The sequence below is a fragment of the Trabulsiella guamensis ATCC 49490 genome (assembly GCF_000734965.1).
GTDB lineage: Bacteria > Pseudomonadota > Gammaproteobacteria > Enterobacterales > Enterobacteriaceae > Trabulsiella > Trabulsiella guamensis.
Map to the genome: position 1 here is coordinate 71069 of NZ_JMTB01000095.1, position 21568 is coordinate 92636.

Annotated in this window: 11 protein-coding genes and 1 pseudogene; 4 read left to right on the top strand and 8 right to left on the bottom strand. The window is 55.6% G+C overall.

All coding sequences use genetic code 11. The annotated features are described in order from the left end of the window. Position 1: 1 nt before the first annotated feature. From hmsP to bcsR, 7 genes are all read right to left on the bottom strand, one after another. The gene (gene hmsP, locus GTGU_RS15880; protein ID WP_038159083.1) at positions 2-2008 is read right to left on the bottom strand and encodes a biofilm formation regulator HmsP; all 2007 of its coding nucleotides are present in this window, start codon (positions 2006-2008) and stop codon (positions 2-4) included. A 153-nt stretch (positions 2009-2161) separates the two neighbouring features. After that, complete coding sequence (gene bcsC / locus GTGU_RS15885; RefSeq protein WP_038159087.1) at positions 2162-5467, bottom strand: cellulose synthase complex outer membrane protein BcsC; 3306 nt, start codon at positions 5465-5467, stop codon at positions 2162-2164. Continuing rightward, positions 5449-6552 carry a cellulose synthase complex periplasmic endoglucanase BcsZ gene (gene bcsZ / locus GTGU_RS15890; RefSeq protein WP_051857376.1) on the bottom strand — a complete coding sequence of 368 codons (1104 nt, stop codon included), beginning with the start codon at positions 6550-6552 and terminating at the stop codon, positions 5449-5451. Before bcsZ ends, bcsC begins: the two co-directional genes overlap by 19 nt. A gap of 6 nt (positions 6553-6558) precedes the next feature. Next, positions 6559-8961 carry a cellulose biosynthesis cyclic di-GMP-binding regulatory protein BcsB gene (gene bcsB, locus GTGU_RS15895; protein ID WP_038159090.1) on the bottom strand — a complete coding sequence of 801 codons (2403 nt, stop codon included), beginning with the start codon at positions 8959-8961 and terminating at the stop codon, positions 6559-6561. A gap of 10 nt (positions 8962-8971) precedes the next feature. Further along, positions 8972-11590 (bottom strand): UDP-forming cellulose synthase catalytic subunit, encoded by a 2619-nt coding sequence (bcsA, locus tag GTGU_RS15900; protein WP_038159093.1) that lies wholly within the window; start codon positions 11588-11590, stop codon positions 8972-8974. Then, positions 11587-12339 (bottom strand): cellulose biosynthesis protein BcsQ, encoded by a 753-nt coding sequence (bcsQ, locus tag GTGU_RS15905; protein ID WP_038159097.1) that lies wholly within the window; start codon positions 12337-12339, stop codon positions 11587-11589. The genes bcsA and bcsQ overlap by 4 nt, the downstream gene beginning before the upstream one ends. Positions 12340-12353: 14 nt before the next feature. Continuing rightward, positions 12354-12545, bottom strand: coding sequence for a cellulose biosynthesis protein BcsR (gene bcsR / locus GTGU_RS15910; protein WP_038159099.1), 192 nt, complete (start codon positions 12543-12545; stop codon positions 12354-12356). 172 nt (positions 12546-12717) lie between these two features. Here bcsR and bcsE point away from each other — a divergent pair, with 172 nt between their 5' ends. From bcsE to GTGU_RS15930, 4 genes are all read left to right on the top strand, one after another. Continuing rightward, positions 12718-14277: a cellulose biosynthesis c-di-GMP-binding protein BcsE gene (gene bcsE, locus GTGU_RS15915; RefSeq protein ID WP_038159207.1), complete on the top strand. Its 1560-nt coding sequence runs from the start codon at positions 12718-12720 to the stop codon at positions 14275-14277. Continuing rightward, positions 14274-14468 carry a cellulose biosynthesis protein BcsF gene (gene bcsF / locus GTGU_RS15920; RefSeq protein WP_038159102.1) on the top strand — a complete coding sequence of 65 codons (195 nt, stop codon included), beginning with the start codon at positions 14274-14276 and terminating at the stop codon, positions 14466-14468. Before bcsE ends, bcsF begins: the two co-directional genes overlap by 4 nt. Next, positions 14465-16144, top strand: a complete 1680-nt coding sequence (bcsG, locus tag GTGU_RS15925; RefSeq protein ID WP_038159103.1) for a cellulose biosynthesis protein BcsG — start codon at positions 14465-14467, stop codon at positions 16142-16144. Before bcsF ends, bcsG begins: the two co-directional genes overlap by 4 nt. A gap of 229 nt (positions 16145-16373) precedes the next feature. Beyond that, complete coding sequence (locus GTGU_RS15930) at positions 16374-17024, top strand: hypothetical protein (RefSeq protein ID WP_051857373.1); 651 nt, start codon at positions 16374-16376, stop codon at positions 17022-17024. A 151-nt stretch (positions 17025-17175) separates the two neighbouring features. Here GTGU_RS15930 and GTGU_RS15935 read toward each other — a convergent pair. Continuing rightward, a pseudogene (locus GTGU_RS15935) lies at positions 17176-21420 on the bottom strand (autotransporter outer membrane beta-barrel domain-containing protein); the annotation flags it as partial. Between the last annotated feature and the right edge of the window lie 148 nt (positions 21421-21568).

Below are 21568 nucleotides of genomic sequence, written 5' to 3' on the forward strand. Positions count from 1 at the left end.
ATCATTCGCTTTCATGGGGTCTGGAACCGGAAAGGTAGTCCTGCTCGAAGATCTCGGGTTGCACCGCGCGAGCAAAAAGGTAACCCTGCACCGATTCAACGCCTGCAGCTTTCAGCCATTCGTACTGCGCCTGGTTTTCCACCCCTTCGGCAACGATTTCAAGATTGAGGCTACGCGCCAGCTGAATAATCGCCGAGACCATACTGGTATCGTCCGGGATCAGATCGACAAACGCTTTGTCGATTTTGAGGATATCTACTGGCAGAGACTTCATATGCTGGAGTTGCAACAGCCCGGCGTAGCCCATGCCAAAGTCATCGAGCGCAACGCGAACGCCGGCTTCGCGTAATGGACGCAAAATGTCGACTGCCTTTTGGGGATCATCAATGCGGTGACTTTCGGTCACTTCCAGAATCAGGGTGCCAGTAGCAATTCGGTAACGTTTCATCAACATCAACAAGTCTGACACCATATTCTGATGCAGCAGCTGCAAAGCAGATAAATTCACTGACAGCGGCATCATAATCCCTTTATGCTGCCACGCCGCGAGCAAGCGACAGGATTCTTCCAGGACCCAATAGCCCACGGCAACAATAAGCCCGCAGGCTTCGATACGCTCAATGAGGTCGGCAGGTAATTCCCACTGACCGTTGGGTTGCTTCTGCCGTAACAACACTTCCGCACTGCAGACATTATCGGTCGCGGTATCCACCTGGGGTTGCAGCCAGATAGCAAACTGCTGGTTTTCGAGGGCGGACAGCAGATCACTCTCTTCGCTCAGACGCTGCTGCGCCGCTTCCATTTGCGCCGGATCGAAAAACTCAATCTGGTTTTTACCTTTGCGACGGGCGGCGAACGCCGCCGAAACCGCACGGCGATAGAGCTGCTCAGCAGTGAGATGACCATTGAACATGGCGATACCAATGCTGGCGCTCGGGCGGAGCTGAATGCCCTGTAATGGCAGACGTTCATTGATGACAGTGAGCACTTGCTGACCAAGCGTAATGGCGTGCCACGGCTCTTTCACGCCGTGCGCCAGAATCGCAAAGTCGTAGCCGCTGACCTGAGCCAGCACCATGCGCGGCGAGATCACTGAGCGCAATTTTTCGACCAGCGTCAGCAGCAGGATTTCGCGCTGTGTCTCTTTCAGCACGCCTGCCGCATCCTGCAGGGTTTCACAGGCCACCACCATCAAGGCGGCAGACTGCTCGCGGGCGACGGTCTGCTCCAGTAGCGCCAGCAAAAACGCTTTATTGGGCAGTTCAGAGACCGGAAAATGGGTGGCGTGGCTGTTCAGCTCTTCGTGCTGGCGAAGCAGAAGTTGTTGATTGCGGTTATAACTGCGCACCAGCATGCCGATTTCATCATCATGATGCAGTCGTGGCAGCGCCAGTTGATGGCCCACGCGCTCCTGCGGCGAGACATCATTCACTTCCCGGGCAATGCTGCGTAGCGGGCGCACGATCAACCGGTTAATGCACCAGGTGATCGCCACGCTCAGCATCAGCGATAAAAGTAAGTAAGCAGTCACCAACGTCGCCAGCGCGCTCATCACAAAGCGATACATCTGCCAGGAGTCCGCCTGTAACACCAGATAGGCCAGCGGCTGCGGGTTGGCCGGACGTTCCAGCGAGTAGATTGGCAATGAGATTTGTACCGGCAGCTCAAATACGCGGGTGATCATCACCGGCACGGGGCGTTCAGGAATAAAGCTCATACGCAGCGCCTGAAACTGGTTTGGCAGTACGACGTCGGCGCGGCTGACAATTCCCGCAGGCTGGATACGCGCCAGAATAGCTTCAGCTTCAGGGATATCTGCTTTCAGGATGGCGGCTGAGAGCGGTTCGCGCACGGAGCGGGCAACGCTTTCAAGGTGCGTCGCGGTGGTATAGCGGTTCTGTTGTACAAAATGGAAGAGCAGAATGAAGCAAAAAATGAACGTAAACACCATGACAACGGCTGACACCATTGCCATATGTTTAATTGTCAACGAACGGCTAACGCGCAAAAGGACTCTCCACTGAGACAGAAAACACTACCAGCATGCCGCGTTCATCAGCGAACTCAGCCGACGGTCCGGTAACGAAATGTTACCAGAACGCCGGCTGATTATACCCGATCGTTCAGAGAATCCCTCAGATTTAGAGACTATTCCGGTGGGTTACCAGTCTGCATATGGCACCAGCGGTTGCGGCGGCAGATCCATATCGCCCTGCCAGCCCGCCGCCGAGTAGCGCACGTACATCAAAAAGTGGCTCGGCGCATAGTCTTTCGCCTGCTGAATATCAACCGCCGCACCGATAAACCAGTTGGATGTCACACGGCGTTCCAGCAGCGCCCGGGCGGTGTAACCAAAACCGTTACTGCTGCTGCCTTCGGAGATCTGGTTTGCCGCTTCAGCCTGCCACTGGGACGGAATCAAATTATTCAGCGGGTAACGCGGCATCGTTTTGGTGCGTGAATGCGACCAGGAACCGGAGGCGCCCAGTTCCCACGACCAGTTTTCCGTACGCTGGCGCCACAGCACCGGCACGGCAAATGAGAGGTACGATTGTGGACTGTAATAGCCGCCCTGGCCGAGCGTGTAGCCGCTCAGATCTTTATCATAATGCCAGATCATGTTGTTCAGGCCGATAGTGACGCGACGGTTATTCTCGTTGATGACTTTGTAGTAGTAACCGGTCATCCAGCGCACGCGCCAGTTGTCCTCCACGTTTTTACCATTCAGGCTGTCAGCGCCGAGACTGGCCCACACGCCGTTGGCTTCGCCTTTGTCGTAACTCATGCTGACGCCCGCCCCGGTAGCGCGAACGCCGCCCCAGGTGGTGCCGGTATGGCCGTTGTTGTCGTTATCTTTTTGCCCGCCAAAGGCCAGCAGCGAACTGGAAATCGGTCGGCGATGCAGGTTGACCGTATAGCCAATTGGACCGAGATCATCGCTGTAACTCAGACCGCCTACCACATCAACGACATTAAAGCCGATCGGAGTGGTGCCAAGATCCATATTCCAGGTATCGTTTTTCCAGCCAACCGCGATGCTCGCGCCGCTGTCAGACTGTTTCGTGCCGCCGCGACAGCCATCGTCGCCCAGCGAACAGGTGCCCCAGCTGTCGGTGTAAGTACCGCCGCTGGTTGAGAACGTCCCGGCATTCATATTCACAAAATCAGAGCGGAAGAACATGCGCCCATCCGCCAGTGGCGCATCCGCCTGCAGCATGGTGGTGTGCGCTTTCAGATCAGAGTAGCCGCCGGTACCGCTGGAGCCCCAGTAATCATGCTCAAGCGTCACATTCACGTCCTGCTGACGGTAGAGATCGGCAGCATCGCTGCGCAGGCCACGCTTCAGCCAGTCGTCTTTCTCATCATTGCGCGTTAAGCGGGTAAAGGTGTCGTTATCCTGCGGACGGACTGGCGTGATCCCCGTCGCCACCATTGCGTCTTTGTAATCTTCCAGCCCCTGCTGTGGATTGCCCGCTGCGGCCTCCACACGCGCGGCGTCACGCAGCACCAGCGCGCTGTCCATTGACGGCGGCTGCGATTTCGCCTGCGGCACAATGCGATTGAAGATTTGCTGCGCGCTGGCCGTATTACCCAGCCCCGACTGCGCCAGCGCCACACGGCGCTGCATATTGAGCGAGGAATTTGCCTCCAGTGGCGGCAGTTTTGCCAGTTGTTCGTGGGCGCTGGTTTTGTCGCCTGCGGCGAGATACACCTCCACCAGTCCAAGTCGTGCATCCTGGTTTTCCGGCTCTTTCGCCAGTACCGCGTTGTACTGCGCCACCGCGGTTGGCGTATCACCGCGCTGCTGCGCCCAGTCAGCGAGGATCAAATCGATCCGCGTTGAGGACGGTTGTTGTTTTAGCAGCGCAATGGCCTGATCTTCCTGGCCGCCATCACGCAGACGATTCGCGTTCTCCAGTACCTGATTGAACTGCAAACGATCGGCCAGCTCGCGAATATTGTCATTCCACTGGCTACGCGGCAGCCGGTTCAGGTGCGTTAATGCCGCCTGATCCTGATCGTTGCCGGAAAGATAAAGACCATTGGCGTAAATTTGTTCGGGATCGTTGGGTTTTTGCTGCGCCAGACCGCGCATCAGCGCATCGGCTTCGCTGCGTTGCCCGGCGCTGTAGAGATCACGCGACAGACGGTAGGTTATCCACACACTGCCGGGATCAAGCGCTAAACGCTGACGCTGCAACGCCGCGGCCTGCGCCCATTTACCTTCGTTTTCCAGTGCTTCCGCCTGTTGCGACAGGCGGTCATTGGTCAGGCTGCGTTCGATATCATCGACACTTTTGCGCTGTGCCGCGGAAAGGCTTTCAATGAAAGCAGTGGCTTTTTCCGGCGACTGTTCGCGATAGATGTTCGCCAGCCCGCGCACAGCGTTACTGTTGCCGCTGTCGAGGCGCAACGCCTGGCGGTAATAACGCTCAGCGGCAGCGCTGTCTTTGCGTGCCATCGCCACATCGCCAAGGCCCAGCACGGCATAGCTGTCGGTATTATCCACATTCCGCGCCTGCTGATAGGTACGTTCAGCCAGCTCGAGATTACCGGCTTTCAGCGCCGCATCGGCTTTGCGGATCATCGGCCAGTAGATTTCCCAGCTCTGCGGTTTATTCTCTTCTCTCGCCAGCTGTTCTGCTTTCGCCCGGAACGCCGGATCGGCCATCTGTTTTTTCTGTTCGTCGAGCTGTGTTTTCGCCGCCGTCGCCAGATCACCGGTCGTAAACAACAACAGGAAACGTTGCAGTGCCAGGATGCTGGCGTCGCTGGTGGGCATGGTTTTGATTTGATCGTACCAGATGTCCGCAGCCGTATTGCGCCCGGCGTTGGATTTTGCCATTTGTTCGAGGACGGCGAAGGCTTCGTCGCGCTTGTCGTCGTCAAAGAGCATTCTCGCCAGCGTCGATTGTAGCTGAACGTTGCCCGGCATCGTTTTGTTGAGGTTTTTAAGCTGATTTACTGCCTCGTTATGCCGCGCGGGCAAGCGCGCCACTGCGGTCCAGTATTCCACCGCCATCGCCCCATCAGGCGGTGCGCCATTAAACAGCTTATCGTAGGTGGCAAGCCCCTCTTCGACGTGGCCGGTGGTGGTTAACAGTCGCGCCTGTTGCAGCGCCTGTCGCCCTTCTGGCGTCGTTAACTGAATTTCACTGCGCGAATTTTTGTAAGCGCTGGAGTCCGGCGCCAGTTTCGCCAGCCGGTCTAGCTGGGTCTGCGCGGCCGCCGCATCGCCCTGACGCAGCAGATAACGCAGCCGCGCGGCGATGACGTCAGGATTGTTGGGGTCAATCAGTTCCAGTCGATAAAGCGACTGGGTGACCAGATCTTCCCGATTGCTGGCCTCCCCGACACGGATCTGGTCCAGGAGTTGCTGCTGCGCGGCGGTATTCGCCGCCCACGCAGCCGGCACCATGGCAAGGCCGAGCGACAAACTGAGTAAACTTACTGTGAACTTGCGCATTCCTGGCCCCAGTCAGGTAGTAATTCACCGCGGGCGGTGAAACGAAAACGGTGTTGATCCCAGCCTTGTCCAAACAGGGTTAGCACATAGTTAAAATAGGCGTCCGCGCCAGGGAAGTTATCCGCCACGCGCTGGCGCTGAACAGCCTGGGCATCGCGATTTTGTAAGAAAGGCAGCAGCGAGGCCGAGAACCCGACCGGGCCGGTATTGGTGACCTTGCCGGTCGCGATATCAACTTTCTCCGGCGGCAATCCTTCACGGGTGGTTTGCACTGCCATCGGGTTAAAGCGCTTCAGCAGGCGCGCTTTTTGCGGATCGCTGTCGTGCAGCATGCCCGCCCACAGATAGACGCGAATCGCGTCATAGCTGCCAACCAGCGTCTTATCCTGCTTTAACTGCCAGCCTTTGTCTTTTTCATAGCGCACCCAGTCCGGCGAAAAACCTTTTGGCGCAGTTTCCAGCAGCAGGCGCAGGTTAGTTTCCCGCAATGTGCTCCACGGCGCGCCAAGACGGGCAAAGTAACTGGTCAGTTGCGGCGGGAAATAGCTGGGGTTGAAACGCCAGCTTTTGTCGTCGACAAAACCGACTTTCCCCGGCAACAGCATCGAGCCAAGCCCCGGCACAGTGACCACTTCATCTTTAGCAATCCGCGACAGCAGCCCTTTCCCGGCGTCGCTGTAGCGTGGCTCCTTCCACAAGCGCCCGGCTTCCATCAGCGACCAGGCGATCCACAGATCGGCGTCAGAGGCGGAGTTGCTGTCAAGTACCGCCCATTTATCTTCGTTTTTGCCCCACAGCCAGGCGGGCAGATTCGCGCTCAGATCACCCTGGGCGAGATTGTCTTGTGTCCAGTCATACAACGTGGCAAAAGCGCTACGGTCATTCGCCACCAGCGCGAAGAACATGGCATAGCTTTGCCCTTCTGAGGTGGTAATTTTGCGCGCGTCACTGGGGTCAATGACGCGCCCACCGTCGCTGATATAGTCCTTTTTAAACTGATCCCATGCTGGCCAGCGACAGGCGGCGTTCGCCTGTACGGTGACCAGCAGAGTCAGCACCAGCGCCATCCAGCGGGCTACGTTCATCATCGTTTACTCGTCATCACCAGGTGACAAACGACGACGGCTGATGATGCGCAGCAGACGCCACAGCACCCAGGCCAGCAACACAACGCTGATTGCCGCCAGCACCGCCAGCAGGATCGGGTGGTTAGAAAGTGCATACCAGACGCGCTCAAACCACGGCAGATGCCCGACGTAATAAATATCGCCCACACGCAGACTGCTGACGCCCGCCTCGCGGATCACGGAGACGGAGCCGAACATGACCGCACGCTTGCCGCTGTCATTCATCGCTTCATTCAGCAACTCATAACCACGCGGACTATCCGCCAGCAGCGCGACCACGCTGCGTTGATCGTCATATGGTGACTGGAAGCCGACAATAGCCGCCATCGGACCAGAGGAACTGATACTGGTCTGAGCGTTCGCCTTGCGCGCTTCGGCATCCATCATCACTGACGGCAGATCGTTGTGGCGAACCGGCGTTTTCACCCAACTTTTCGTCGCTTCGACCAGCAGGTCGATCTGTTTATCATCCTTCAGTTTCTCCGGGATGGTGCCGATCAGCAGGACATCGGCGTTTTTATCCTGAATTTTGCTGCCATCGTCGGTTACCGTCAGGTTAACTGCCGGGAAACCGGTCTGTGCGCCGATTTCGCCTACCGTATTCAGCATTGTGCCAAGCTGGCTCTGGTCCGGGGTTTTCGGCATCACGACGATGGATTCGGAGAGATCCGCCATCCGGCTGAACGGGAAGCCCGCATTGGCGAATGCGCGCAGATCCGGCATCGCCAGGAAGTGATAGTAGTTGGAGAAATCGATAGTGGAATCGTCGCTCACTACCACGTGGTTCATCACCGGCTGGAAGGTAATACAGTTTTCAATCGTTCCGCCCGGCATTGGGTTCATGTACTGGAAGTCAAAACGCAACTGATTGGTCGCACCCAGTTGCAACGCCGGAATTTGCACGTCGTTTTTGCCGTCCAGCAGCCCCTGCAATACTGGCAGGCGCATGATCAGCTTGTTCGCTTCCTGAGTACTGTTGAGGTTGAACGACTGCAGGAACTGGTTGTTCAGGCTAATGTCCATCCGCGAACTGTCTTTTACCGGCGGCATGGTGTAACGGTATTTAAGATCCATATCGATACCGCTACTGCGCAGCAGGTAGAGATCCGGCGGCAGGTTCAGCGACAGCGAAATCGCGGTCGGGTTAAGGCCGGTGGACTGCAATTGTTGATCATACGATTTCAGTTCACCAAAGGTGACCGGGCTGTCAGTGCGGATCCAGTTCGGCGCATCATACGGCTTACGCGCCAGCAACGGTTTCACATCATCCACCACCACACTATTGCCACGGAACAGAATGTTGCCCTGGGCAATCCCCTTCGCCGCCTGCATCAGGTCTTTATCATCACGGCCAAGTACAACCAGCAACTTGATGTATGGCTTATCCGGATGGCTGACCATTTCTACCGTCGGGGCTTTGACCGGTGGGTGATCGCGCAGGAAATCCGGGCGTTTGTCATTGGTCGCCAGTACGATCGCATTGCGGTCAGGCAGCGTGTTATAGAGCACCGGGAATGACTGGCCGCGCCAGCCAGCACGTGAGCCGAACCAGGAGGCAATAAGCCCGGCAGCCTGTTGCTGCATAACGTCCGGCGCACCGGCGAAGACCATTGGCAGCGTTAGCGGACGGTAGTCACGCGGATCAAAGAACGGTACCGGGAAATGCGACAGATCGTTCTGCACTTCTAACGTCTGGAAGGTTAAATCCAGTGCGCTGCTGCGCCCGATATCCATCCACAGCGTGGTGCTGGACGGGTTTTCACACACGTCGCGGTAGTGGCCGACAAACACCAGACGCACACGGTTGAGATCGGTGATGTAGAGCGGGTCGATGGGCAGTTGCGCGCTGACTTTTTTCCCGAGCTGATCCGGCGTCACCGGCAGCACGCCCATCAGTTCATCGTTCAGGTAGACCTTCAGTTGCGATTGCACCGGCAACAGCGAAGGCGAAGGGGTGTAGTCGAGATTCAGTACCGCTTTGGTCACCACTTCGTCGCTGCGGGTGCCGAATTCAACATAGCCATCAGGGTTAGCGCCGCGAAGCAATATGCTACCCGGTGCCGGAGCAATCTGGGCGAAAGAGAGCTTCACTTCACGCGACGGCGTGTTGTTATCCAGCACCACGGCAGGGTTTGCGGGTGGCGTCGTTGCCCCCGGAGCCGCCGTTGTGGTGGTTGGCCCGGGCGCCACGGTGGGGGTGGCCGGTGAAGGCGCAACCGTCGTCGTATTGCCCTGGCTCTGCGTCGCAACAGGCTGCGCCGGGGCCGCAGTAGCCGCGCCGGTTTCAGGTTCCGCGTAAGTTGTGATCGGCAGCATGCTGCTCATGCCCACCGCTACTGCACACATCCAGAATAGTTTTCTTTTCATCGCGTAATCATCATTGTTGAGCCATAGCCGGTTCCGGTTGACGTACTGTTGCATCCTGCTTAGGACGTCGCGGAATAAACGAAACAACCCAGCCAACCAGTGAAGTGAGTGACCGGAAAATATATTTCACGGACGGGGGTGAGAACTCCGCGAGATGGCGGTAGCCACGGAACCCCAGTTTCAGGATATCCAGCAAGCTTTCCAGCGGCTTATCTTCCGGGAAGCTGTCCTGCCAGAGCGCCCATGTATCTGCACGAGCGAACGTACACTGCACAAAATCGATATGCTGTTGGTTGGTCATCGGCAGCAGTTTCAGACCCACTTCACTGCCATGAACCCTCGCCACCTGTGCCGGGAAGCCGTATTCCTGTTGCCCGCGCTTGAGCAACAACTGAACTTTCTGCCCTTCCAGCACCTGCGCTTCGCCGTTAATGCTGATCCCCAGGCCACCGTCAGAGAAGTCGTGGACAGTACAGGAGAACAGGTGACCGTCTTCACGCGCCAGCGCCGCAGGCATGGTCATCTCCACACGATGCGAGCGTCGGACCTGTTTACTCTCAACCGAAACCGCCACCGCGCCACCCAGGATAATCATGTTATAGAACACCCACAGCAGACTGACCCACACGGTAAGGATTTCATTTTCAGGACCATAGAAATAACGCCAGATACCGAACGCCACCCCGACCAGATTCAGCAACACGAGGTAGATGTAAGGGCGGGAAATCACCCAGTCGACATACTCCTCTTCCACCAGACCGCCTTTCGCCGTGACGTTGAACGTTCCTTTGTGTGGATTGATCAGCGCCACCAGTGTCGGCGGTGCGATGTACCAGGCCAGTACCGTTTCGTAGATTTCACTCCAGAACGAATGGCGGAATTTCCCCTGGATCTTTGAGTTCGTCAGGCTGGCGTGGATCATATGTGGCAACACGAACAGCGCAATCATGATTGCCGGGGCGTAGATGATGTACGCATGCAGCAACAGGAAAGCCAGCGGCGCGGTAAGGAAGATCAGCCGCGGAATACCGGACAGAAAGTGGAACATGGCATTGAGGTAGCAGATTCGCTGGGCGAACTTAAGCCCTTTGCCAAACAGTGGGTTGTCGAGACGGAAAATCTGTACCATGCCGCGCGCCCAGCGGATACGCTGGCCGATGTGCGCCGACAGGCTTTCCGTCGCCAGCCCCGCCGCCTGCGGGATACGCATATACGCGGAGGTGTAACCGCGACGGTGCAAACGCAGCGAAGTGTGCGCATCTTCGGTCACGGTCTCAACGGCGATACCGCCAATCTCATCCAGCGCTTTACGGCTGATCACCGCACACGATCCACAGAAGAAGGTGGCATCCCACATGTCATTGCCGTCCTGCACCAGGCCGTAAAACAGCGTGCCTTCGTTCGGCGTTTTACGAAAACGCCCGAGGTTACGCTCAAACGGATCTGGCGAGAAGAAGTGGTGCGGCGTTTGCATGACCGCCAGTTTCGGATCTTTCAGGAACCAGCCGACTGTCATCTGCAGGAAGGAGCGCGTCGGAACGTGGTCACAGTCGAAAATCGATACCAGATCGCCCTTCGCCATCTTCAACGCATTGTTGATGTTACCGGCCTTCGCATGCTCGTGGGTGGTGCGCGCGACGTAATGCACGCCCAGATTTTTGGCGAACTGGCGAAACTCTTCGCGACCGCCGTCGTCGAGGATCCAGATATTCAGTTTATCTTTAGGCCAGTCAATACCCAGCGAAGCGTAAACCGTGTTTCGGACCACGCTCAGATCTTCGTTATAGGTCGGAACGAAAATATCCACGGCGGGCCACAGCGAGGTGTCTTTCGGCAACGAAACCGGATGGCGATTAAGCGGCCAGACAACCTGGAAAAAGCCCAGCACCAGTACAATCCAGGCGTAGGTTTCCGCGAACAGCAGGATCATGCCGCAGACCAGGCTGACCGGGTCGTTCCAGTTGAGTGTCGAGGTATAACGCCACCAGATGTAACGGCAGGAGACGGTGAGCGACAGCACGATGAGCATCAGCGCCGAGAAGCGCCCCGGAATGCGGCGAATAAACAGCGCCACGCCCCACAGCAGCATCAGGAAAATAAACTGTGACAGTGGGTTAAACGGCTGCGTGACGCAGATAAGCGCCAGCAGAAACGACAGGAACATAATCACGCCGAGGATCGTTTTGCGCAATCGTGGATCCAGGTGTCCCAGCTCTTTTTGGTCGTCAAGATGCTCCGTTTTTTCGCTGATCCGCGACGGCAGGTTTTCCAGCCATTGGTGATAACGCCCCTGCAGATCTTTCAGAGACTTGAACGAGCGCCAGCGACCCTCTTTACGCGGTTGCGGCGTTCGGGTGGTCAGCAGCCAGGCCAGTTGTAACAAATAGCGCGCCGGATCTAACGGCCGTGGGCGATGCGGATCGATATGCGGAAAATACTCGCGCTGGCGTTCGCGGATCCGCTGCCAGCGAGGATGTTCCAGTGGAATAAACGTCCAGGCCAGCGCCACCCAAAAACAAGCCAGCGTCGCACCGAGCCAGGAGGCGCCGTGATGACGATAATCCCTGAAGCGCGCATTGAGCGACGCCGCCACTGGCGGGGCGAGGAACAACCCGGTGAGGCGAATCATGCTTCGCTCCCGACGGGCGTACGCACTCCGGCATAATGCAGCAGGCACCAGTTCGCCAGGGTGATGATCTCTTCGGCGGCCAGCGCATCGCCACGGTATTCTCCCAGCGGCTGCTTCGCTCCCATGCTTTCAGCCACCGCTTCGTCACGGTGGATAGCCACCGGTAGCAGGCGACGCTGGCTTTGCAGCCAGATCTGATAGATATCGTCCTGGATCTGACTGCCGACCCGCAAATCGTTAATCAGTACATGCGCATTGGCAGGCAGCGCCTGTTGATGCAGTCGCACATGACAGTTGGTATCCGGGTTGACGATTACCAGCGTATGGTGGCACGCCTCCAGCAACGGCTGCGTGTGAGGCAAATAGCCGTGCGGCAGATCGACTAAAATCCACTGGTAATTACCTGATTCATGAAGCTCGCGAAGCATATCGTTAAGCTGCGACCAGCTTGCGTGCAGGGTGTAAAAATTCTCCTGCTCTGCTGGCGTCAGTTGACCAAAAGGCAGGAGGTCAATCTGGGCGGTGTATCGCAACCCGGCGTCGCGCCATGCTTTTTCGTCCAGCAACGAGCGCATCCATCCGTCACGATGAATGAAATCAACATTGAATGACAGGCGCAGCATATTATCCGGGGAGGCATCGACTACCAGTACGGTCTCACCAAGAGACTGTAAACCCCAGGCTAACGCTGCAGTGATCGACGTAGTACCCACGCCGCCACGAATGCCTTGTAATCCCAGAATAGCCATCCACGGCTTCCTTCTTATCGGTGCTCAGCCAACTCAGCCAACAGCGGCCAACGTTTTAGCGCAGAGGCTAACTGGTCGCGCTGGGAAATATCAGTGTAATCAATTTCCGGCAATGAGAATGCCCGGCTCAATGCCATAAAATCATTTTGAAAGGTATATCCGAGCGCGGGATCCGTCGGAGTTATTGGCTCATCATTACCAGACATTTTTTGATCCACCTGGACTAAAATGGGTGTTCAATAGCGAACATAATGCATTCAGTTATGAAAGACGGTTTACATGCTAAATCTGATGTTCTTTAATTTCAATGTTAGGTTTATTCTCACGCTTTCGCTAGTAAACTGATTAACAGGTAAATTTGAATTGATGAGGGACACCGTGGAGCCCATATTTTCTATTGGCATTCAGTCATTGTGGGACGAAGTCAGCCAAATGCCGGCAGGCGGCGTGTGGTGGCTTAATACTGACCGTTATCAGGACGCGGTAAGTCTGCTCAACCATACCTTATCCGCCCAGAGCAAAGAAGCCAGTGTTGCCGCTGTCGTGATGGGAGATAACCCCAAAAAAATTGTGAAATTAAACGCCGATCGCGGACCAGAAAAAATACGTCTGTTTTCCATGCCAAATGATGAAAATGGTCTATACTCGCTGAGCCGGGATCTGCTTTGCACTATTGAACCGGCGAACACCTTATTTATTCTGTTATGCAGCGATAACGCCTTGCAAAATATTACGCCTAAGAAACTTCGCGGTTGGGTAGCGCAAATGCATCGATGGGTAGAATATCATCATTGCACGCTATTAATCATTAATCCCGGGAATAATACAGACCACCAGTTATCTCTATTGTTAAGTGAATATCGTTCGTTATCCGGACTCGCAAGTCTTCGTTTTCAAGGAGATAATTATCTTTTTGATATTGCATTCTGGTGTAACGACAAAGGTGTCAGCGCGCGACAACAGCTTCCAGTCATTCATAATAATAATGAATGGCGGGTATCACAGGAGGTCGAAGCTATCGTCCAGCCACGCAGTGACGAAAAAGATGTGCTGTGTAACATTGCCGTGCTGGAAGGCGCGCCGCCGCTCTCAGAATACTGGACACTGTTTGATACCAACGATGCCGTTTTCAACGCCGCACGCACCGCTCAGGCCGCCACCATCATCTTCACCGTCGCGCAAAACGCGCAGATCGAACAGCTCGCCACCTATATTCATACGCTACGCCGTCAACGCGGCAGCGCGTTGAAAATTATCGTGCGGGAGAGTACCGCCAGCCTGCGCGCCACTGACGAACGGTTGTTGCTCGGTTGTGGCGCGAATATCGTGGTGCCCTGGAACGCGCCGCTCTCGCGTTGCCTGACGCTTATCGAAAGCGTCCAGCGCCAGTTGTTTAATCGCCATGTGCCGGAAGATATCGCCACCCTGTTGTCAATGACGCAGCCGCTCAAACTGCGTGGGTTCCAGAAATGGGATGTATTCTGCGAGGCGGTGCATAACATGATGACCAACCCGCTTCTGCCTGCGGATGGCCGTGGCGTGATGGTTGCGCTGCGTCCGGCGCCAGGGTTGCGCGTCGAGCAAGCGGTGACGCTCTGCCGTCCGAACCGAACGGGCGATATCATGACCATCGGCGAGAACCGCCTGGTGCTGTTTTTGTCTTTCTGCCGCATTAACGATCTCGATACCGCCCTCAATCACATCTTCCCGTTACCGACGGGTGATGTTTTTTCTAACAGAATGGTCTGGTTTGAGGATAAGCAAATTACCTCGGAAATCCTGCAGATGCAGGCGGTCAAACCCGAACGCTGGACAACGCCGTTGCCGATCACCGCAGGGCCTGAAACGGTGATGAACGTTGAGCACGACGGGCGTAGCTGGCGCCGTATCCCGGAACCGATTCGCCTGGCTGAGTCTCATGGAGAGCAAGCATCATGATGTCGATAAGCGATATTCTGCAACTGATCGTGCTTTGTGCGCTGATCTTCCTCCCGCTGGGCTATATGGCACGCCATTTCCGGCGTCGAATTGAAACCACGTTACGGATGATGTTTTTTAAACCTCGTTATGTGAAACCGGCTGGCGTACTGCGCCGAATTCCGACTGTCCAGGGCAAAGCGAAAAAATGACTAATTCAATTCACACCGCGACGAGGCCATCCCCCCTCTGGCAATACTGGCGCGGACTATCCGGGTGGAACTTCTACTTCCTGGCGAAGTTTGGCCTGCTTTGGGCGGGATACTTAAATTTCCATGCCATGAAGAACCTGGTGTTTATGGCGTTTTTGCTGTTGCCGATCCCCAATTCACGGCTACATAAATGGCGTAACTGGATAGCCATCCCGATTGGCTTTGGCCTGTTCTGGCATGACACCTGGCTGCCAGGTCCGGAAAGTATTATGAGCCAGGGGTCGCAGGTGGCCGGTTTCAGTGCCGACTACATTCTCGATCTCGTAACGCGTTTTATTAACTGGCAGATGGTCGGCGCCTTTTTTGTCCTGTTGGTGGCCTGGCTGTTTTTAACCCAGTGGGTACGAGTGACCATTTTTGTGGTCGCCATTATGGTCTGGCTGAACGCCATCACCCTGATCGGCCCGACCTTTACCTTGTGGCCTGGCGGTCAGCCGACAACGACGGTGACCACCACAGGCGGTCAGGCAGCCGCGACGATCGCGACGGCCGGCGATAAGCCAGTGGTAGGCGACATTCCGGCGCAAACGGCTCCGCCAACGTCCGCAAACCTGAACGCCTGGCTGACCAGTTTCTATTCGGCGGAAGAGAAGCGGAAAACGACGTTCCCGGCCTCCCTTCCGGCCGATGCACAGCCGTTCGATGTGCTGATCATCAATATTTGTTCGCTGTCATGGGCGGACATCGAAGCCGCCGGACTGATGCAGCACCCGCTGTGGGCGTATTTCGATATCGTGTTTAAAAACTTTAACTCCGGGACCTCCTACAGCGGCCCGGCGGCGATTCGTCTGCTACGCGCGAGTTGTGGTCAGCCTTCGCATACCAACCTTTACCAGCCGGCAGGCAATGAATGCTATATCTTCGACGATCTCGCCCGTCTCGGCTTTACCGAACAGCTGATGCTGGGGCATGACGGCGTATTTGGCGATTTCCTGAAAGAGGTGCGTAACCAGGGTGGTATGCAGGCACCGTTGATGGATCAGAAAGGGTTGCCGGTGCAATTACTCGGCTTTGACGGTTCTCCGGTCTATGACGATCTGGCTAACCTCAACCGCTGGCTTGATAAGCAGCAACAGGCTAACGCGCCGCGTACCGCAACCTTCTTCAACACCCTGCCGCTGCACGACGGCAACCACTATCCGGGCCAGAGCAAAACAGCGGATTATAAAGCGCGCGCGCAGAAGCTGTTTGACGAGCTGGACCAGTTCTTCACCGGGCTGGAAAAATCCGGGCGTAAAGTGATGGTGCTGGTGGTGCCAGAACATGGCGGTGCGTTGAAGGGCGATAAAATGCAAGTCTCCGGTCTGCGTGATATCCCAAGCCCGTCGATCACAAACGTTCCGGCTGCGGTGAAATTCTTCGGCATGAAAACGCCACATCAGGGCGCGGCGGTGGAGATCACACAGCCAAGCAGCTATCTGGCGATTTCCGAGCTGGTCGTTCGCGCGCTGGATGGCAAGATGTTCACTCAGGACAGCGTGAACTGGCAGCAGTACACCAGCAACCTGCCGCAGACGGCGCCAGTATCTGAGAACTCGAACGCGGTGGTGATTCAGTATCAGGGTAAACCCTATGTCCGGCTGAATGGCGGTGACTGGGTGCCGTATCCGCAGTAATGCTTTGATAAAACGGGCAGGTGATCGCAGTACTTATGTCACCTGCCCGTCTTTAAATTCACTTGATGACTGGAAAATGTGATCGGCGATATATAAATGCGCTGTAAATTTTTACGACATTTTTACTTGCGAACCTTCTGACGGAAAGTGATCATATTTGCATATGCTAAAGGTATCTTTATAACCTCCTTTATCAAGCAAATAATAAAGATCAACATGGAACGTCATCATGGGTAAACATAACGCTACTGTTATGCATTGCATTAGTTGTGAATTATCATGCCAGATATCTCCACAAAAGTCAGTGCGCTTTCAATATTGCGGCAATGCAAACTTCATTTTATGGCCAGAAAGGAATCATTTTCTGCAAAAGGGTCTACAGGAAGCGCATTTATTATATAGCAACGCGCTGTTATTTAATGGTCTGATATTTGTCGACTTCTCTGTAGCGAATTTACACTATTTTATTAATCCAGACTGGATCGACCGATTGTCAGAAACGGGCATGAAGATCATCATCATTGCAGATCGCACGCTGGCACCGCTGGCGAACTACTGGATTAAGAAATGGAGCGGAATCCTGGGCATCATTTATGCTGACGATAGCCATAGTGCTATCAAAAACAAGTTTGCGAGAATATTTTCTGGCCGTTCAACCAAGATACTTCAGGGAAAAATTCTCAGCGATTCCGAATTCTCTTTATTAGCATTTTTTCTGTCATACCCTGATAAGCAAAAGACGTATAAATTTAATGAAGTCAATGCTGGTGAGATCTATATCAGAAAAAATCGCCTTGAGAAAAAACTTGGCTGCAATATTAATAAGATATTCTCACAGATTTCAGGGCAAGTGACAGGCGGTGTTCTACTACCGCATTAAAAATTCCAGCATATCTTCCGTTAGGCGGTATTTACTTTTTCTATAATCTTTTCCCGCAGCTCCCGACAGGTATATTTTTTAGCTTCCGGCTGAAGAGTATTATTATAAACAGAGCCGGAATGTCCGGCTCTGTTTCCTTCAGGTCTTTCTGTTACCAGCTGTATTTCACCCCCAGCATGCCCTGGGTGTCGCTGTAGCCTTTGTCACCCATCTGCACACCCACGTTGCCCCACACGCTCAGGCGGTCGTTCAGTTTGCCTTCCACGCCGGTGCGGATTTCACCCAGGTTGCGCGCGCCGTCACGGCTCACGCGCTGACCGTCCATCTTCACGCCAAAGCTTTCGGTGTTGTGGATCCAGTTCACTTCCACGAACGGCTGGAACTCACGCTGTTTACCGTCATCCATTTTGTGGTGACTGTTCAGGTACGTTCTCACGCCGAGACGGGTCTGGATGTTGCCGTCGCCTTCCGTTTCGATGCGGGTGCCGTCGTTCCGGGTGTGCGTTTTATCCTTCACGCCCATCCAGGTGACCTGCGCCTGTGGCTGCACATACCAGGTGTTCAGCGTGCCCTGGCTGCCGGTGAACTCCCCGGCTTTCAGGGTGTAACCGGCTTCCAGCGAGGCGGTCAGCCCTTTCGATTTGTACTCATCGCTGTCACGGTTTTCTGCGGTCACGCTGCTGTCGAACCAGTTGTACAGCATCCAGCTGTCGACATACGCCCCGGTTTTGCCCGCGTCGTTCTGGTACCAGGTACCGTACAGACCGGCACTGTAACCACTGACACGGCCGTCTGAACCGTAACCGGCACGGTCACTGCGGGTGTTACTGTGCTCATTCGCATAGCCCCCCATCACGCCCAGATGCCAGCGGTCGAGGCCGTCGGAACTCCACTGTGCGATGTCGCCGCCCAGTTGCAGCACATAGCGGTTGCTCCGGGTTTTCAGCTGGCCGTCACCGGCAGAGGAACGCTCATGGCCGCCGACGTGACGCATCCACATGCTGGTGGCGTGACTGTCACCGTTACGCAGGACGTCGGTGTACTGCGGTTCACCGAGGCGATCATGCAGGCGGTGGTTAAACAGCGTGTTGGCTGCCGCGATATTGCTGATATAGCTGCCCGCTTCCGGACGCAGGGCGTCAGGGGCGGTCGGGTCAACCACGGGTGGTTTGACCGGTTCGACTGGCGGTACCGGATCGTCTGGCGGTGTCACGCTGCCGGTCCATTTACTGGTCAGATACCAGTTTTTCGCTGCATCACCAGTACCTTTCGCTAGGGTATAGACATAGGCGCCTGCTTCCACGGTGCCGGTGGTCAGGGCGAAGTTACCGGCAGAGTTGCCGTCCACCTGGACCAGCTCAATGCCGTTCACCGTCTGTGCGCCGGTGCCGCCGACATTGTTTACCGTAACCCGGGTGCTGCCTGCGGTATCGCCCTGAACCGTCAGTTTGTCTGTCAGAGAATCATCATCACCCAGCACGGTGTTGAACGCCATCAAACCATCGTCACCGGTGTAGTTGCCATTGACAGTAAGCGCGTTACCTGGCTGCATTCCCGGACGGTTCAGCAGTACCTGGCCGCTGTTGGTCAGGTGATTACCTACCGAAAAGTTGTACACCTGCATCGTGCCGCCCTGCATCACGTTGATATCACCGGCTGTGCTGCCATAGCCCGACAGGATTGCACCATCGTGAATATTCACTAACTGGCTTGCCATATCCACTGGCGAGGTGGTTTTATCACCAAGGGCAATTTCTCCGCCCAGGATTTCAGTGGTACCCGTCCAGGCGGCTGAATTTTGCGCCAGTGTCAGGACACCGCTGCCAGTTTTCGTCAGGTCACCAGCACCGCTGACCGTCGCCGTACCGAGGTTTTTCTGTTCGCTGACGGTCAGGTTGCTGCCGCTGTCGATGGTAAACAGACCGCTGAAGTCGCTGTTATCACCGGTAAGCGTGATATCTGTAGTGTTCGTTGCATCGACGTTGCCGGTACCGCTGATGTTATTGACAAGCATCCCGGTCACACCGTCCAGCGTCAGGGTTCCGTCATCGGTGATATCGCCGGTACCTGCGCCCTGCACATCATTAATGCTCACTTGTGCGCCGCTACTGATGGTAGTGGCGACGCTCAAATCACTGTTGGCACCGCTAATCGTCAGCACACCGCCATCGATAGTCAGATTACCGGCACCAGTCAGACTACCGTCACTGAGACCGCCGTTCTGCAGAATCAGCGTACCGCCGTTAACGTTGAGAATGGAATCTGCCTGGCCTGTCAGCATACCGACAGTCTGCACCGTGCCGTTAAGGTCAGTGATGGCGTTGCTGATGATGTTCAGCTCACTGGTGTTACCCAGCGCGCCATCCGCATCGGTACGCAGGGTGCCGGTCAGCACTCGCGTAGCGCCACTATAGTCGTTATTGCTGTTTGACAGGGACACTACTTCGCCCTCAGCCGCACGAGTGGCGAGATTACCGCTGCCAGTAATACGAGCAGACTGATCCGCTGCAGAGCCAGTCGCGCCCGGAGCAACCGCGAGCGTTAATGTCTGATCCTGCAACAACTCCAGTGCCGCCAGGCCATAGTTGACGTACAGACCATCCTGGTTGCCGGACGCCCCGGTAGTGGTCAGACGGTAATCGTAAGTGCCTTTTGCCACCGTGTTACCGTCCTGGGCGATATCCACCAGGGTTGCATCAGTGAGGGTATTGCCGTTTTGATCCTGCAACACCAGGTTAGCGCCACTGCCGGTGACCTGCGTGGCACCGATTAACTGCACACCCGTATTCGCATCATCCTGAGTCATCAGAGAGGTAGTGGTGTCGCTATCCTCCCCTGGTACATACAATGCAGGAACGTTAATCTGTACCGTACCCGCACCGGACGCATCCAGCGTTGTGGCGGTCACATGACTGGTCGCCTTTTTTTGGTCCGGAGCTGTTGCGTTAAATACCATGTTACCACCCGCAAAAGTGAGACCGCCGATGGTCTGTGCACCATTGCCTACAGTGGTAGTATTTCCCGCGCTGGATACCAGCGTGGCTTGTTTCAGCGCTAACGTATTCGCCCCGGAAAGGGCAAACGTGCTTTTCTTCAGATCCACTGTACCGGCGAAAGCAGAACCCACTGACGAAGTGAAAGCAAAGATGTCGTCTGTCGCCGCAAGATCGACGTCGATGAGACCCATCCCGCTAAGCGCGTTGATGAAATTGAAGTTGCCGGTGCTGGTGCTGGTGGTACCTCTCACTTCCAGCGTACCTGCGGAATCGATGGCCACAGCACTGGACCCCAGACCAGACCGGTTCGTGCTGGACTGCGTGTTTGTAGTCAGCGTACCGCCGTTAATCAATGTGGTGCCAGTGAAGCTGTTATTACCGCTCAAAACGGTATGCCCGGCATCCTGTATTAGCGTTCCTTTCCCGGAAATCACGTGTGTGAACTGGTAGCCACCTGCGATAGACGGGTCTGAGGCGGTGTGGTTGAAGACCAGTGTTCCTGACGTTCCCCCCAGTATCACGCCCTTGCTACCGGTGATATAACCCGCCGCCGCCGCCGTCTGCCCTTGTGCTGCGCCAATGTTGACGGTACCTGTACTGCCAGTCGCCGCGCCTATGGATAAACTTCCGGTCGGGGCGATGTTCAGCGTACCTGCATTGCTCAGGGTGATCGTCCCTTCACTGCTCGTATCCCCACCAACCCGCAATGAAGTGACGTCCATGACGGAACCAGCGCCATCCAGATTGACCGTGCCCGTCGCACCGTCGTTACCTCCCAGCGTGGTGGCACCAGCCTTGACCTTGCCCGCGCTCTGAATATTGAGGACGCCTTCATCTTCGTAGCCCACATTGAGCGCCTGCCCGGTACCAGCAGTGTTTACAATATTCCATTCACCACCGGTATTTACATTAACGGTGCCTGAACCACCAGGAGAACGCGCCAGCAGACTTGCACCTGAACTAACGACCCGCCCGGAATCAGTAATAGATAGCGTGCCTTCACCATAATCACCGACTCTCAGTGCACCGGTGTTCATTGCAGAACCGGCGCCATCAACCGTGACAGTGCCGATCCCTGACTCAAAACTGCCAATAGTGGTCATTCCCGCAGTTACCGAACCTGCCGATTCGATATTAATAATTCCTGATCCACCATAACCCACGTTCAGATCCTGCAAGGCACCGGCAGAGTTTACCAGATTCCATTGACCGCCCGTATTCACCCTGACGAGACCGGTTCCCCCCGTGGTCCCGGCCACGACACCCAGCGCCGCAGTATTCACTGAACCGGCGTTAGTCACATTTAGCGTACCCGAACCAACCTGACCGACGTTCAATCCACCGGTGTTCAGTACGGAACCCGTACCATCAACGTTCACGGTCCCTTTAGCGGTTTTATCACGCCCGATGGAAACGATCTCTGTCTCCGGGCCGGTGACCTCACCGCCGGAAAGAATATTCAGCGTCCCCTCTCCCGTGATACCGATAGTGAGGAAATAATCACCATACGCAGTAGAAATAACATTTACGGTTTTGCCGCCATCAATT